We start from the raw sequence: 15,375 nt of genomic DNA, 5'->3' as shown, positions 1-15,375 counted from the left end.
TTTGCGTCAAACAATATAAAAGCTAGATTTTATAGGCATTACTAAGTAAATATAAGAGAATGATAATTCTTGGCACCATACTTGCATACATTTTAATAAATATATTGTATACAATCTTGTTTACATTAGTTAAAGTCTCATATAAGAACCAGAAGGAAATCATCAAATGTCTATTGCAACAATCTTCAAAAAGAAATCATTAGTAACAGGATTAGCATTAGCGGGAGCTATGTTAACGGCTTCAGCTTCTCAAGCAGCAAATTGGAGCTCTACTAGTTTAGTAATGCATAACGGTTCAGGTTATAAAACAGTTCCTGGTAATGAAGAGTATGACCAAAGTATTTTGACTCTAGAACACGTAAGTGGTTGGAATTATGGTAAAAACTTTTTCTTCATTGATGTGAGTGAGCAAAACAATCCTGAGTCAAGTTTTTATGGTGAGTATTCGCCTAGTTTATCTCTAAGTAAATTATCTGGCTCAGACATGTCTTTTGGTTTTGTTAAAGATGTTAGCTTAGCAGGAACTTGGGAATTTGGTGGTATTACCAACGCAAAACTAGCGGGTCTAACTTTTGATTTAGATATTCCCGGTGTTCCAGTTGCTAGCGTTAGCCTTTATAACCGTTTTGGTGAATCAAAATTTGCACCAGGTGAACTATCATCAGCTCCTCAGGTAACCTTAGTTTGGATGGCTCCTTTTGCTTTAGGTTCTACAAACTGGGTGTTTGAAGGTTTCTTAGATTATGCATGGGAAGAGAAAGAGGTTGGTAAGGTTGCTAATACGATTGCTGCTCCACGTCTTTGGTTAGATACAGGTGCTCTATGGGGTGCTCCTAAGCAGTTCTATACAGGTATTGAGTACCAATACTGGAATAATAAATATGGTGTTGACGGTGTAGATGAAGGTGTTCCACAGATTTCTGCTAAATGGACTTTCTAATTTAACTTAAAGACAGAGGAAGACAAATGAAAAGAAGAACTTTTTTAAAACCTTTAGTTTTAGGTTTATTTGCTGCAACTATCGGTATGAATTCTTACTCAGCTATAGCAGAAGATGTTAAAGCAGGTTTTGTGTATGTAGGGCCTGTGGGTGATCATGGTTGGAGTTATCAGCATAATCAGGGGCGTTTAGCCGTAGAAAAAGCATTGGGTGATAAGGTTAAAACCACTTATGTAGAAATGGTGCCAGAAGGGGCTGATGCAGAGCGTGTTATTCGTAAACTAGCCTCAACCGGTCATGACATTATTTTTACCACCTCATTTGGTTATATGAACCCAACTTTAAAAGTTGCTAAGCAGTTTCCAAAAGTAAATTTTGAACATGCAACAGGTTACAAGATGTCTAAAAATACGGGTATTTATAGTGCTCGTTTTTATGAAGGTCGTTATGTAATGGGGCAGGTAGCTGGAAAAATGACAAAATCTAACGTCATTGGTTATATCGCTTCGTTCCCTATTCCTGAAGTAGTGCGCGGTATTAACGCCACGGTACAGGGCTTAAAATCTGTAAACCCAGATGCAACGGTAAAAGTGGTATGGGTGAATAGTTGGTATGACCCAGGTAAAGAAGGTGATGCAGCAAAAGCCTTAATTGATCAGGGTGTTGATGTGATTATGCAACATACCGATTCTCCTGCACCGTTACAGGTTGCTGAGCAACGTGGTGTTTATGCAGTAGGTCAAGCTTCTGATATGGCTGCTTTTGCGCCTAAAGCACAGATTAGCGCCATTATTGATGACTGGAGTGGTTATTACATAGATAAAGTAAAAGAAACTATGGATGGCACATGGAAAGCTGAAAATACCTGGGGCGGTATAAAAGATGGAATGGTTGGTATTGGACCATTTGCAGACTTTGTACCTAAAGATGTTGTAGCGATGGCTGAAAAAACGATAGAAGACATTAAGTCTGGCGCTTTACATCCATTCCAAGGGCCAATTAAAAATCAGCAAGGTGAATTAATCGTTGAAGAAGGCAAAGCTCTTCCAGACGGAGATTTACTAGGCATGAATTGGTATGTTGAAGGGGTTGATGGCAAATTGCCAAAATAGTCACAAATGAGGTTTTATTTATTAAAACCTCAAGCTAATTAATTTACTCTCCAAAGAAGTTGTTCAACTTCACTCGGGTGGGCATTGTCCACCCATTTTTATCTTCAAATCGTTAAATTTAGCACTGAAAGATAATTCAAATAATAGTCGGCTTTTACCTATTGCATAAACATCTAATAGGTTAAATATTTGTAAAGTTGATTATTGAATAATCAATGATATTTACATTTAATCTAAGGAAGAAGTTATGAGTAATGTAAAAGAATCACAAGATTTAACCTATGAACTAGATGGTCGCCCACAGGTTAAATAATTGCCTATGCCGCTGTTCAGCATGTCTTATCCAGCTTTGAAGGCATTATTGCGCCAACATTAATTATTGGTGGTGTTTTAAAAATATTTTAGGTTCTGCAGTTGCTTTAGGGGGCTTAACAGCCATTATTATAAGCTTTATTTTACCTGAAGCTAAAGAACAAGCAGTAGTTGTAAAAAACGAGCCGATTACTACCACCAGTTAAAATTTTAAAGATTTAATAAAGTTCAAAAAGGGTAGTTTTTACTACCCTTTTTTTATATTAAAAGGATACAAAAATGAAAGACTTTATTCATAAGATGCCTAAAGCAGAACTGCATTTGCATATAGAGGGTACATTAGAGCCAGAAATGATGTTTGAGCTCGCCAAACGAAACGGTATTACCTTAAGTTATAAAAGTATTGATGAAATAAAAGCCGCTTATGACTTTGATCATCTGCAAGCTTTTTTAGATCTGTATTATCAAGGCATGGTTGTATTAAAAACAGAGCAAGACTTTTTTGATTTAACGTGGGCTTATTTGGAAAAATGCGCTGAACAAAATATTATATATGTTGAACTCTTTTTTGATCCTCAAGCACATATGGAAAGAGACATTGAATTTGATGTTGTTTTAAACGGCATTCATAGTGCAATAGTTAAAGCAAAAGAGTCATTGGGTGTTGAAGCTAAAATCATTATATCTATTTTACGACATTTAGATGAAAACTCAGCTCAAGTGGTTTTAGACTTGGCGATTGTTAATCAAAATAAAATTATCGGTATTGGTTTAGATTCTTCTGAAAAAGGAAACCCTCCTGAAAAGTTTGAACAGGTTTACAAAAGGGCACAATTAAATGGTTTTTTTCTAGTGGCTCATGCAGGAGAAGAGGGGGATTCTAGCTATGTGTCTGGGGCTTTGCATAAACTATGTGTGCAAAGAATCGATCACGGTAATAATGCCTTACAAGATCAATCTTTACTCAATGAGCTAAAGAATAAACAAATTGCTTTAACGTTATGCCCTCTGTCTAATAAACGTTTAAAAGTGGTAGAGGATCTCACTTTACATCCTTTAAAACAGATGTATGAAATGGGATTAAAAGTAACGATTAATTCAGATGATCCAGCTTATTTTGGGGGGTATCTTAATGAAAACTATCAAGCAATTCATGACAGTTTAGGTTTGCAAAAAGAGGATTTAATTCAAGTGTCTAGAAACGCCTTTGAAGCAAGTTTTTTAAATGCTGAACAAAAACAGAGGTATTTAAACCAATTATTAGATTATGAATCTCAATCAATCTAAGTAAGCTTTATAAGATATAAAAAGGGGCTTTAAGCCCCTTTTTTATTTTAAATATGATTTATTGGTTAGTAATATTTAAATCAATGAGTAGGATGGAACGGTTTGCCTAAACTAGCAGGAGCAAAGCTGTGTTGTGCTTGTTTAGAGATAATCACTAATACAATAATTGTTGCTAAGTAAGGCAACATTGATAAGAACTCAGAAGGAACTGAGATACCTAACCCCTGACCATGTAACTGTAAAATAGTAATACCACCAAACATATAAGCTCCCATCAATATTCTTGAAGGCATCCACATTGCAAAGACAACCAATGCGAGTGCAATCCAACCACGACCTGCTGTCATATTATCTGCCCACATTGGAGAGTACGATAGTGATAAATAAGCACCAGCCAAACCACTCATTGCACCGCCATAAAGTACCGCCATATAGCGAATTTTAATAACAGGGTAACCAATAGAGTGAGCGGCATCATGGGATTCGCCCACGGCTCTTAACACAAGACCATAACGGCTTTTATTTAAGAACCAGTAGGTGACATAAACCATAATCAGTGAGAAATAGATCAGAATATCGTGACTGAATAAAACATTACCTAAAAATGGAATTTCACGCAGAATCTCAATATTGAGTTTAGGTAAACCTTCATAAGCCACACCCACTAAATCACGACCCAATAAAGAGCTTAATCCCAAACCAAAAATAGTTAAGGCTAAGCCTGTTGCCACTTGGTTGGATTGTAATGATAGAGTGAGAACACCAAAGATTAGAGCCATTGCCATTCCAGCCAATATAGCCGAAATAATTGCCAAGGTTGCACTTCCTGTTGAGGTAACGGTTGCAAAAGCGACCACCGCACCGACAATCATCATACCTTCTAAACCTAAGTTTAATACGCCAGACTTTTCTGAGATTAATTCGCCCAAAGCAGAAAGCAGAAGAGGTGTAGCAGCACCAATAATGGTGACGATTATTAATGAAATAATTTGAGCATCCATTTCTATTCTCCCTCTTTAATAATGGCTTTAGAGCCAAATGAAAAACGTATTTTGTACATAATTAAAACATCTGCAGCCAGCAAGAAAAATAGTAGCAGACCTTGAAACAGGCCTGTTAAAGCGACAGGTAATCCCAGGGCAATCTGAGCATTTTCACCACCAAGATATGAGATGGCCATAATGAGTCCTGCAAGTAAGATTCCCACTGGGTGAAGTCGGCCTAAAAAGGCAACAATAATGGCAGTAAATCCATAACCAGGTGAAATAGAGGGTAATAGCTGACCTATTGGCCCTGAGACCTCCATTAGTCCAGCCATGCCTGCCATTGCACCGCCTATTAAAAAAGCAAACCAAACAATTTTTTTATGATTAAAGCCAGCATATCTTGCCGCATCGGGAGATTGCCCAACTACTTTAACTTGAAAACCAATAATGGTTCGCGCAAGCATAATCCATAAACCAATAAGTAGTGCAATGGTCAGTAAACTACCCAAATTTAAACGGGTTCCCTCAACTAAAATGGGCAGAAGTGCTGAATCTTGAAACAGACGAGATTCAGGGAAGTTATAACCAGATGGATCGCGGTAAGGCCCGTTAACCATGAAATTAAGAAAAAGAATGGCGACATAAGTAAGCATTAAGCTGGTCAAAATTTCATTAGTATTGAAACGGTTTTTTAAAAAAGCGGGAATAGCCGCCCAAAACATTCCACCTAAAGCACCAAATATAATCATCATTGGTAATAGCCAAGCGCTTTGTGAGTCATGAAACCATAGAGCAAGACCACCACCAACAATCGCGCCCATGACTAATTGACCTTCGGCACCAATATTCCATATATTTGCTCTGAAGCCAATTGCTAGACCAAGCGCAATTAAGATAAGAGGCGTTGCTTTTACCGCAAGTTCCCCTAAACCGTATACGCTGGTTATCGGTTCAATAAAGAATACATAAGTACCTTCAATAGGTGACTTGCCCATTGAAGAGAAAATAATCATTCCTGAAATAACGGTTAATAGAACCGCAATTAAAGGAGACAAATAGGTCATTTTTTTCGAAGGTATACTTCGAGCTTCTAATCTAAGCAACATCTTCATTATCTCCATTTAATTTTGGATTAGGAGTGGTAATACCACCCATTAAAAGTCCTATTTGTTCTCTACTTATTTGTGAAAGAGGGTAAGCTTCAGAAAGGGTTCCTTCGTAAATAACGCAAATGGAATCACAGACTTCAAATAGTTCATCTAAATCTTGTGAAAGAACTAATACGGCGCTGTTTTTTTCGGCTAAATCAATAATTGATTGATGAATGGCTGCAGCCGCTCCAGCATCAACCCCCCATGTGGGTTGGGCAGCAATTAGTAGGCTTGGGCCTTGTTCAATTTCTCGACCAACAATAAATTTTTGCAGGTTTCCACCAGAAAGACTTTTGGCGGATGAATGTATGCCTGATTGTTTTACTTTGTATTTATCACAAATCATCTGGGCATATTCATCACGTTTTTTGAAGTTAATAAAGCCATTTTTTTGTAGGTTTTTTGCTTGATAACCACTTAAAAAAGCATTTTCGTGTAGTGCATCATTTGGCACAGCACCGTGTCCTAAACGCTCTTCAGGTACGTAAGCCATACCAATCATTCGGCGTTGATTAGAAGGTAAGTTTCCGCTTGGCCTTCCATGAATAATAATGCTTTCTGTTTCAGTATCCGCTTCACCACTTAATGCTGAGAGTAGTTCGGTTTGTCCATTGCCCGCTATACCAGCAATTCCGAGTATTTCACCTTCACGAATCAAAAAATTCACATCTTTTAAATCATTACCAAAAGGTTGGTCTGACTCAACGGATAGATTTTGAACACGAATAACCTCTTTACCATACTCTGCCTTAACCTCTCGTTTAGGAGGGGTAATTTTCTCGCCCACCATAAGTTGAGCCATGCTTTTTGCCGTTTCTTGGCTTGGATCAACCTCTTGAATATAGCGACCACCACGTAATATGGTGGCACGGTGGCATATGGCTTTAATCTCATCAAGTTTGTGACTAATGTATAGAATGGATACCCCTTCTGAGGAGAGGCGACGTAAGGTGATAAATAATTTATCAACCTCTTGAGGGGTTAGTACTGAAGTAGGTTCATCCATAATTAAAAGTTTTGGATCTTGTAGAAGGCAGCGAATAATTTCTACACGCTGACGTTCACCAACGGATAAATCATGAATATACATTTGAGGGTTGATATGCAGTCCGTAGTCTTCAGAGACTTGAACAATACGTTGTTCTAATTTTTTTAGATTAAATTCACCATCAATACCAACGGCAATGTTTTCTAAAACGGTTAGGGCATCAAACAGTGAAAAATGCTGAAACACCATACCCACACCTAATGCTCGTGCAGACTTGGGGCTGTCTATTTCTACCTCTTTCCCTTCCCAGATCATCTGGCCAGAGTCGGGTTTCATAAGTCCATAAATCATCTTAACTAAGGTGCTTTTTCCAGCACCGTTTTCGCCAAGTAGAGCGTGTATTTCTCCAGGGGTTATGGTTAAGTCAACACTGTCATTTGCCAAGCAGCCTGGAAATGCTTTGGTAATTTCAGTGAGTTTTAATCTAGGTGGAATCGTATCTGTCATGGTGTGCACCTTAGCCGAGATGTTAATAGTGAACTTTATCGGTTTTACTCTTCCAATCGCTAAAAGGGGCAATTGCTTCCTCTTCTAACATTCGGTGAGTAGGAATACTTCTTTCTAAAATAGGTTTGGGAATTTCGTTGTAAAGCATCTCATCATCAAACCCAATCTCAGCGGCATCTTCGCGTGAATTGGCGTAGTAGATGGTATCGAGTCTTGCCCAATAGATAGCGCTTAAGCACATAGGGCAAGGCTCGCAGCTGGTATAGATTTCACAGCCTGCTAAGTCAAAGGTATCTAAAGCTTTACAGGCTTCACGAATGGCCGTGACTTCGGCATGTGCTGTTGGATCATTGCTTGATGTTACTTGGTTGAAACCTTCGGCAATAATTTTTCCATCTTTTGTAATTACAGCACCAAAAGGCCCTCCAAAGCCCGCTTCCATTTTCTTTTTAGATAATTGGATTGCGTGGCGCATAAAATCATTTTTTCCGTTATGTTGGCAATCACACATGATGTATCCTCCTGTGTTTTGGTTGTTCAATTGAATCATTTGTAGATAGGCTTTGACTTTGTATTTGTAGAATTTGCGCAACAACTGAAGCAGCAATAACGCCTGGTGTTTTGCCTTTAATACTAGGTAGTCCAATTGGGCAGGTCATTTGGTTTAATTGCTTTTCAGTGATGCCAGATGCCTTGAGTTGCCTTTGAAAACGAATCTTTTTGGTTTTAGATCCGATTAGACCAAAATAGTGATGTTTATTACGTTTTAAAATGGCTTCGCTGATTTCATAATCCAAGGTGTGGCTATGGGTTAACACCAAAAAATAGACATCATCTTGGGCTTCTTTAACGTATTTGTTCCAATTTTTGGAGTGAATACTTTGCACATTACAAGCATCAATTGTTGGCATCTGTTCTTCACGGCTATCAATACAAGTAATTTCTACATTCAAATGGTGTAGCTGATTGATAATCGCTTTGCCAACGTGTCCAGTTCCAAATATAACAATCGGTATCGCCTGATTGTGCAGCGGCTCTTGAAGAATCTCTTTTTCACAGAGTGCTTTAGGCTCAGTGCCACACTGATGTGAGTGCTCAAAAGTTTTAAAAAAACGAATGTTTTTTTGAGTATCAGTAACTAACCAGGCCTGGTTAGTTTGTTTTTGATTGTAATATTCAGTTAGCTCTTTTAGCCAAGTCGAAGTTTGTGGATCTATTCGCTCAAAAATCAATTGAACCACTCCGCCACAACACTGGTCATAGCTCGGTGTTAAAGAGGTTGTGTGTTGGCTTACTTCATTTTTAGCAGAACTTACTAAACACTGTTTAGCGTGTTCTATGGCAAAAAACTCTAAGTTACCGCCGCCAATCGTTCCAAGCACTTGGTGGTCGGTTACGAGCATCTTGGCACCAGTTTCTCTTGGTGATGAGCCTTTTACCATACCAACGGTAACTAAAATAAATTCAGTCTGTTTGCTAGCAAACTGTATGAGAGTGTTCCAGTTAAGCATGAGTTTCTCCTAAGCTGTTTTGGCGTAAAGCTTCACACGCTAACAGAACTCTTTCAGGTGTTGCAGGAGCATCCAGTTTTGGACAGGCCTGGTAATTTGCTACACTCGCTACCGCATTAGTTAAGGCATTAAAAACACTGATTCCAAGCATTAGTGGTGGTTCGCCAACCGCTTTAGAACGATAAACGGTATCTTCTCTATTGGCATCGCAGCGTAAATGTATATTCATCTCTCTAGGGCGGTCACCGCAGGATGGTATTTTATAGGTTGAAGGTGCGTGAGTTCTTAAGCGACCAGAGTCATCGTAAACAAGTTCTTCAGTTGTAAGCCAGCCCATACCTTGAATAAACCCGCCTTCTATTTGGCCTAGATCAATAGCGGGGTTAATGCTGTCACCGCAATCGTGAACAATATCCACTCGGTCAACCTTATATTCTCCCGTTAGGGTATCAATAGTTACTTCAGAAACGGCAGCTCCGTAAGCAAAATAGAAGAAAGGATGACCTTTACCCATCGTTTGGTCAAAGTGAATTTTGGGGGTTTGATAATAGCCTGTTGTAGAGAGTGAGATTCGCGCAAAATAGGCTTGCATTACTAAATCTTTAAAGGCGATGCACTCGTCACCAACCAAAACGCCATTGGCTGTAAAAAAGATGTTTGAAGGTTCAATGGCATATTTTTCACTGGCAAACTCAATCAAACGGTTTTTCAAAATAATAGCGGCATTTTGTGCGGCTTTACCGTTTAAATCACAGCCGCTAGATGCTGCCGTAGGTGAAGTATTAGGTACTTTGGCGGTATCGGTAGCGGTGATTTTAATTTGTTCAATTTCAACCTGAAACTCTTCGGCCACAATTTGTGCAACCTTGGTAAACAAACCTTGCCCCATCTCGGTTCCACCGTGGTTTAGGTGGATTGAACCATCAGTGTAAATGTGTAACAAAGCGCCTGCTTGGTTAAGGTGGGTAGCTGTGAATGAGATACCAAATTTAACGGGAGAAAGAGCAATCCCTTTTTTAATGTATGGGCTACTTGCGTTAAATTGAATAATACTTTTTTGACGATTATTGTAGTCAGAACTGGCTTCCAATTCCGCGGTGATTTCATGAATGATATTATCGGTAATGGGCATATGATAGGGCGTGATATTTCTATCAACTATGCCATAATAATTGCGTTTGCGAATTGTTAAGGAATCTTGTTGTAGATGGCAGGCAATTTCATCTATTACTCGTTCCATAGCCACCATACCTTGAGGGCCACCAAAACCACGAAAAGCGGTATTTGAAACAGTATGTGTTTTACAGCGGTGTGAAATAATGGATACATTATCTAAATAGTAAGCATTATCTAAATGAAACATGGTTCTATCATTAATGGATGCCGATAAGTCTGCTGACATTCCACAGCGTGAAGCGGCTTCAAATGCAATGGCTTCAATTACTCCCTCTTGGTTAAAGCCTACATCGTATTGAATGACATAGTCATGGCGTTTGCCAGTCATTATCATGTCGTCATCGCGGTCTAAACGCACTTTTGCTGGGCGTTTAGTATGATGTGTAACCAAGGCAGCTATGCTTGCAAACAGGGCTGGTTGCGACTCTTTACCACCAAAACCGCCACCCATTCTGCGCATTTCAACATGAATAGCGTGGTCTGGTAAGCCAATGGCTCTAGCGCAACAGTGCTGTACTTCTGTTGGGTGTTGAGTGGAGCTGTGAATTTTAATGTCGTTATCTTCACCAGGTATGGCCATAGCCACATTAGATTCTAGGTAGAAATGATCTTGTCCGCCAATTTCAATTTCACCCTGAATTCGGTGCTCAGTTTGATTGAGTTTTTCTTCAGGATTACCACGTAAAAAGGTTTTAGATTCCAAAACAAAAGAGTTTTGTTCTAGTGCTTGTTTAACGGTGGTAATGGCAGGAAGAGGTTGATATTCAATTACCGCTAATTGAGCGGCTTCTCTAGCAATATCAATAGAATCTGCCGCAACTGCAAATAGTGATTGACCAATGTATTCAACTAAGCCATCGGCAAAAATAGGGTCGCCATCAACAACTGGGGCAAAATCGTTTTTACCTGTTACATCTTTTACGGTTAAAACTTTACAAACACCTGGAAACGCTTCTACTTTTGAAACATCCATAGAGAGTACTTTAGCGTGAGCATATTCACTTTGTGCAATGTAAACATGTAATAAATCGCGCGGTTCAGGCAAGTCATCAATATAAAAAGCTTCACCGCTTACATGTTTGTCGGCACTGTCGTGTTTTACCTTGGCACTAACACCCGATTTAATACTTTTTGGCATACGTTGCGGGGCGTTAGATAATGACTTATTAAGCATGTTTAAGCTCTCCAGTATGTAAAATTTGTATGGGTATGTTATTGCTGTTTGTTGAGTTATTAACGGTGGCGCTTTGTTCAATAAAAAACTTACGTAACAGATTTTTAGCTACGGTCATACGATAAACTTGTGAGGCTCTAAAATCCGATAAGGGTTGATAATCTTCACTAAGTTTTAAGCAGGCCTGGTTAATTGTTTCTTCATTTAAAGGCTTGCCAAGTAGTTCTGTTTCTGTCTGTTTTGCTCTTAATGGTGTTGCCGCCATGCCACCGTAACAAAGACGTATTGACGAAATTATGTTGTCTGTCAGTTCAAGATAAAAAGCGGCGCTGACAGAAGAAATGTCTTGTTCAAAACGTTTTGAGATTTTATAGAGACTAAAAGAGCCTTTATGTTTGATAGGAATACGAACTTTTTCAATGAATTCGTTTGATTTGCGGTCTTGTTTTCCGTAACGAATAAAATAGTCTTCTAATAATAGTTCTCTAGAACCATGAACACTAGTAAGTTTAATGCTTGAGCCTAATGCAATTAACGGTGGTGGGATGTCACCAATGGGTGAACCATTTGCGATATTGCCAACAACCGTGCCTGAGTTGCGAATTTGGGTAGAGCTGTGTCGTTCAAGGTAGCCTTCCATTTGTGAAAAATACTTGCTTAATATTGGTAAAGCCTCTGAGTAAGTGACTGATGCGCCTAGTTCAATATAATTATCGGTTTCAGTAATCTGTTTAAGCTCCGGTACTTGGCCGAGGTAAATTAGCGTTTCGAGATTTTTGCGTTGTTTCGTAACCCACAAACCTAAGTCAGTTGCGCCTGCTAATAAGTGGGCAGAAGGCTTAGCATCCAAAGCCTGATTAAGCTCTGTGATATTACTGGGCTGTATAAATGTTTGGGCGGCGTGCGTAAATGACTTTTCTTTTGTTGGAGCAATGCTTTCTAATTGTTTAATTAAATTCGCGTTTTCCAGTTCAATGGTGGTTTGGTTTTCAAGGGCGTGCTGAATAAAGCTTTTTGCCGATTCAATAATTGGACCGTAACCCGTGCATCTGCATAGATTTCCTGCAAAGGTTTTATTTAAACAGTCTGTTTGTTCAGATGTGTTTTGACAGGCCTGGTAGTTTTGATTAAGTTCGCTTTCTGGAGTTTTGGAATGGCGAGTATTTTGATATAGAGCATAACCCGACATCGCAATGCCTGGTGTACAAAAACCGCATTGAGATGCATGGCTATCAACCATGGCTTGTTGAACAGGGTGTAGCAAGCCATTGTCACTTTTTAGGTGTTCTACGGTAAGAACCTGCTTTCCATCTAACATGGGCAAAAACAGAATACATGCATTGACTGCTTTGTATGTAAGTTTACCATCGTTTAACTCCACTAAAACCACAGTACAAGCACCGCAATCTCCTTCAGCACAGCCTTCTTTTGTTCCTGGCAAATCCATTTCTGTTCTTAGATAATTTAAGAGCGTTAAGGTGGGGGAGCAACTACTGACTTTGATCTGTTGTTTGCCTAAAAAGAATTGAATATCGTTTGAGTTCATAGTGTTCTCGCTTTAAATCAATATGAATTAGCTACCACGGTAGGTGCTAAAGCCAAAAGGGGATACTAATAAAGGAACATGGTAGTGAGATGTGCTATCAGCTATACCAAACTGAATGGGGATGTCGCTTAAAAACAAAGGCATCGCTAAGTTGTTCTGAGTTTTTTTGAAGTAATCCTCCATTGAAAACACCAGTTGATACTTGCCTGTTGTAATTTGCTCAGCTGTAAGTAGTGGTTTGTCTGTTCTTCCATCATGATTGGTAGTGGTTTCTGCAATTAGGCTTTGCCCCTTATCTGTAATTTTATAGAGTTTGATAGTCACTCCATGAGCGGGTAAACCTAAGCTAGTGTCTAAAACATGAGTAGTGAGTCCGCTCATAATGATGAAATCCTTTCAAATTTGTTTTAAATGTTTGACTTTATTGTACACAATCTATTTTCTTAATAATAGATTTAATTATCCATGAAATCACAATTTTTATGCGTTTTGTATACAAATCTGCCTAATATTGCACTATGAGTGGCTAAAAAAGTTTAAAATTAAGTATTGAATCTATGTATAGAGTAAAACCTGATAAAAGCCTTGTATAGGGGCTTGAGGTATATATGAGGTTGCTTTAAACTACAATGAGAATATCTAATAAATTCATAATTGGTAAAAAATAGTTACCATTGTTTTAATAAATTGTATACAATCAATGTCAGATTATCGTTTTTGATATTGGTTTTTCTATTGGAAGGAGTCTTACAAATGGATAAATCTAAAGGATCAAAGAACCAAGAGCAGGTCATCTACGATAGATTATTCGATGTGATACTTGAACAAAAATTACAGCCTGGTTCGCGTTTAACAGAAGTACCACTAGCCGAGATATTTGGTGTAAGTCGTACGATTATACGCAGAGTGCTTTTGAGATTGTCGCATGAAGGTGTTGTTGAAATAAAACCAAACGTGGGTGCTAGTGTGGTTTCAACTGCGCCTGAAGAGGTAGGTCAGTATTTTGAAGCTCGTAAAATCATTGAAGGTGCTTTAGCTAAAAAGTTAACAGGCCGCTTAACAAATTATCAGGCAGAAATGTTGAGTGCAATGGTTCGAGAAGAGAACCGTATGTTTGACATGGGTAACCTTGCAAAAGGTTTAAGAAAATCGACAGAGTTTCACTTTTTTATTGCTGAAGCATCAGGTAATGAAGCTTTAGCCGAAATTGCCAAGCAGCTTATTGCTAGAACCTCATTAATTGTTTCGCAATACAACCTTCCTGGTTCTGGTGGGTGCGCATGTATTGACCATAATACTTTGGTTAATGTTATGCAAAACGGCAAACCAGAAGATGCTGAAAAGTTAATGATGGAGCATATTGAACATATAGAACATGGATTACATCTTAATGAAAAGGCTGTTGAGCCGGATCTTTATTCTTTATTAAAAGATATCTAACCTTATCCCTAAAGTTTGGGATAAGTATTCTAAACCGTTTAGGGAGAGCAGTATGGATCCTCAAATTATTGAGTGGTTAAATTTAAATGTAAAGTGGATTCACTTAATCGTTGGGATTGCTTGGATTGGAGCATCATTTTATTTTAACTGGCTAGAAGGTAATTTAGAGCGTAATAAACCTGATTTAAATACAGGTGTAGCTGGGGATTTATGGGCTGTACATGGAGGTGGTTTTTATCATGTTGAAAAGTTTGAAAACTCCCCTGAAAAACTTCCCGATGTTTTACATTGGTTTAAATGGGAAGCTTACCTAACTTGGATTACTGGTTTTGCCATGATGATTCTGGTGTTCTATCTTGCTCCAAGTATGTACTTGCTTGACGCATCTGTTTCGGATATGTCACCAGGCTTGGCTATTGGGATTAGCTTGTTTTCTATGTTGGCTGGTTGGCTTATTTACGACCAGTTGTGTAAAACCAAGTTAGTAGAAAATGGCGCTCTATTCTTTTGGATTATCTTTTTGGGCTTAACGGCCGTTGCTTTTATTCTTACTAATCTTTTTAGTGCAAAAGCCGCTTATATACATGTTGGTGCCATCATAGGTAGCATTATGGTCGCCAATGTATTCTTTGTGATTATTCCATCACAAAAAACCATGGTTAGTGCTATGGAAAATGGTCAAGTGCCAGACCCTATGGTTGGAAAACGTGGTTTTCAACGTTCTTTGCATAACAACTATTTCACATTGCCTGTTCTTTTTATCATGATTAGTGGTCACTATCCGTTAACTTTTGGTAGTGAATACAGCTGGTTAGTGCTGGCGGCTATATCGTTAATTGGTGTTTTTGTTAGACACTACTTTAATCTAAAAAATCGTGGTCAAAAGAAAGTGTGGATGCTTCCTGCCGCGGCCATTTTAATGGCGATACTTGCTTACTTAACCATGCCTAAAAAACCAGAAACTACATTAGTATCAGCCGTAAGTTATCAACAAATTTCCCCTGTTATAAAACAACGATGTGCTACTTGTCATGCTGTTCAACCAACGGATGTTGCATTTAAATCAGCCCCTAAAGGTGTTGCGTTAGAAACTCAAGCAGATCTAGAGCGACATGCCGATATGGTCTATGCCCAGACTGTAACAACTCATGCCATGCCAATTGGAAATTTAACCAAGATGACGGAGCAAGAGCGAGTATTGCTAAATGCCTGGTATCAAGGATTTAAGGCGGAATGAATATGAAA

General features: G+C 38.6%; 13 protein-coding genes. 5 read left to right on the top strand and 8 right to left on the bottom strand.

The genetic code is table 11. The features are described from left to right. Positions 1–166 precede the first annotated feature (166 nt). The 3 genes from A379_RS02465 (at position 167) to A379_RS02455 (ending at position 3,651) form a co-directional block, all read left to right on the top strand. Positions 167–940, top strand: a complete 774-nt coding sequence (locus tag A379_RS02465) for a DUF5020 family protein (protein ID WP_051144936.1) — start codon at positions 167–169, stop codon at positions 938–940. Positions 941–966: 26 nt separating this feature from the next. After that, positions 967–2,052 (top strand): BMP family ABC transporter substrate-binding protein, encoded by a 1,086-nt coding sequence (locus tag A379_RS02460; protein WP_040725486.1) that lies wholly within the window; start codon positions 967–969, stop codon positions 2,050–2,052. A 591-nt stretch (positions 2,053–2,643) separates the two neighbouring features. After that, positions 2,644–3,651: an adenosine deaminase gene (locus A379_RS02455; protein ID WP_040725485.1), complete on the top strand. Its 1,008-nt coding sequence runs from the start codon at positions 2,644–2,646 to the stop codon at positions 3,649–3,651. An 80-nt stretch (positions 3,652–3,731) separates the two neighbouring features. Here A379_RS02455 and A379_RS02450 read toward each other — a convergent pair whose 3' ends face one another. From A379_RS02450 to uraH, 8 genes are read right to left on the bottom strand one after another with little or no spacing between them, the layout of a single operon-like run. Continuing rightward, positions 3,732–4,652 carry an ABC transporter permease gene (locus A379_RS02450; RefSeq protein ID WP_040725483.1) on the bottom strand — a complete coding sequence of 307 codons (921 nt, stop codon included), beginning with the start codon at positions 4,650–4,652 and terminating at the stop codon, positions 3,732–3,734. A gap of 2 nt (positions 4,653–4,654) precedes the next feature. After that, complete coding sequence (locus A379_RS02445; RefSeq protein WP_081696312.1) at positions 4,655–5,743, bottom strand: ABC transporter permease; 1,089 nt, start codon at positions 5,741–5,743, stop codon at positions 4,655–4,657. Then, positions 5,733–7,283 carry an ABC transporter ATP-binding protein gene (locus A379_RS02440; RefSeq protein ID WP_040725481.1) on the bottom strand — a complete coding sequence of 517 codons (1,551 nt, stop codon included), beginning with the start codon at positions 7,281–7,283 and terminating at the stop codon, positions 5,733–5,735. Before A379_RS02440 ends, A379_RS02445 begins: the two co-directional genes overlap by 11 nt. Positions 7,284–7,305: 22 nt before the next feature. Next, positions 7,306–7,794 (bottom strand): nucleoside deaminase, encoded by a 489-nt coding sequence (locus A379_RS02435; protein WP_040725480.1) that lies wholly within the window; start codon positions 7,792–7,794, stop codon positions 7,306–7,308. After that, positions 7,787–8,794, bottom strand: a complete 1,008-nt coding sequence (gene xdhC / locus A379_RS02430) for a xanthine dehydrogenase accessory protein XdhC (protein WP_040725479.1) — start codon at positions 8,792–8,794, stop codon at positions 7,787–7,789. The genes A379_RS02435 and xdhC overlap by 8 nt, the downstream gene beginning before the upstream one ends. Continuing rightward, positions 8,787–11,144, bottom strand: coding sequence for a xanthine dehydrogenase molybdopterin binding subunit (gene xdhB / locus A379_RS02425; RefSeq protein ID WP_040725478.1), 2,358 nt, complete (start codon positions 11,142–11,144; stop codon positions 8,787–8,789). Before xdhB ends, xdhC begins: the two co-directional genes overlap by 8 nt. Next, positions 11,137–12,690, bottom strand: a complete 1,554-nt coding sequence (gene xdhA, locus A379_RS02420) for a xanthine dehydrogenase small subunit (protein WP_040725477.1) — start codon at positions 12,688–12,690, stop codon at positions 11,137–11,139. Before xdhA ends, xdhB begins: the two co-directional genes overlap by 8 nt. Positions 12,691–12,717: 27 nt before the next feature. After that, positions 12,718–13,071, bottom strand: coding sequence for a hydroxyisourate hydrolase (gene uraH / locus A379_RS02415; protein ID WP_040725476.1), 354 nt, complete (start codon positions 13,069–13,071; stop codon positions 12,718–12,720). A gap of 372 nt (positions 13,072–13,443) precedes the next feature. Between uraH and A379_RS02410 the strand changes: the two genes are divergently transcribed. Beyond that, positions 13,444–14,130 carry a GntR family transcriptional regulator gene (locus tag A379_RS02410; RefSeq protein WP_051144935.1) on the top strand — a complete coding sequence of 229 codons (687 nt, stop codon included), beginning with the start codon at positions 13,444–13,446 and terminating at the stop codon, positions 14,128–14,130. Between the two features lie 52 nt (positions 14,131–14,182). After that, positions 14,183–15,367: a urate hydroxylase PuuD gene (locus tag A379_RS02405; RefSeq protein ID WP_040725474.1), complete on the top strand. Its 1,185-nt coding sequence runs from the start codon at positions 14,183–14,185 to the stop codon at positions 15,365–15,367. Positions 15,368–15,375 lie beyond the last annotated feature (8 nt).

The organism is Thiomicrorhabdus sp. Kp2, from assembly GCF_000478585.1.
Lineage (GTDB): Bacteria > Pseudomonadota > Gammaproteobacteria > Thiomicrospirales > Thiomicrospiraceae > Thiomicrorhabdus.
The sequence above is the reverse complement of the archived record's forward strand: the minus strand, read 5'-3'. Positions and strand labels throughout refer to the sequence as shown.

Excerpts from the sequence above, each read along its gene's own strand:
- A379_RS02465 (WP_051144936.1), top strand. The coding sequence starts at position 167 with ATGTCTATTGCAACAATCTTCAAAAAGAAATCATTAGTAACAGGATTA.
- A379_RS02460 (WP_040725486.1), top strand. The coding sequence starts at position 967 with ATGAAAAGAAGAACTTTTTTAAAACCTTTAGTTTTAGGTTTATTTGCT.
- A379_RS02455 (WP_040725485.1), top strand. The coding sequence starts at position 2,644 with ATGAAAGACTTTATTCATAAGATGCCTAAAGCAGAACTGCATTTGCAT.
- A379_RS02450 (WP_040725483.1), bottom strand. The coding sequence starts at position 4,652 with ATGGATGCTCAAATTATTTCATTAATAATCGTCACCATTATTGGTGCT.
- A379_RS02445 (WP_081696312.1), bottom strand. The coding sequence starts at position 5,743 with ATGTTGCTTAGATTAGAAGCTCGAAGTATACCTTCGAAAAAAATGACC.
- A379_RS02440 (WP_040725481.1), bottom strand. The coding sequence starts at position 7,283 with ATGACAGATACGATTCCACCTAGATTAAAACTCACTGAAATTACCAAA.
- A379_RS02435 (WP_040725480.1), bottom strand. The coding sequence starts at position 7,794 with ATGTGTGATTGCCAACATAACGGAAAAAATGATTTTATGCGCCACGCA.
- xdhC (WP_040725479.1), bottom strand. The coding sequence starts at position 8,794 with ATGCTTAACTGGAACACTCTCATACAGTTTGCTAGCAAACAGACTGAA.
- xdhB (WP_040725478.1), bottom strand. The coding sequence starts at position 11,144 with ATGCTTAATAAGTCATTATCTAACGCCCCGCAACGTATGCCAAAAAGT.
- xdhA (WP_040725477.1), bottom strand. The coding sequence starts at position 12,690 with ATGAACTCAAACGATATTCAATTCTTTTTAGGCAAACAACAGATCAAA.
- uraH (WP_040725476.1), bottom strand. The coding sequence starts at position 13,071 with ATGAGCGGACTCACTACTCATGTTTTAGACACTAGCTTAGGTTTACCC.
- A379_RS02410 (WP_051144935.1), top strand. The coding sequence starts at position 13,444 with ATGGATAAATCTAAAGGATCAAAGAACCAAGAGCAGGTCATCTACGAT.
- A379_RS02405 (WP_040725474.1), top strand. The coding sequence starts at position 14,183 with ATGGATCCTCAAATTATTGAGTGGTTAAATTTAAATGTAAAGTGGATT.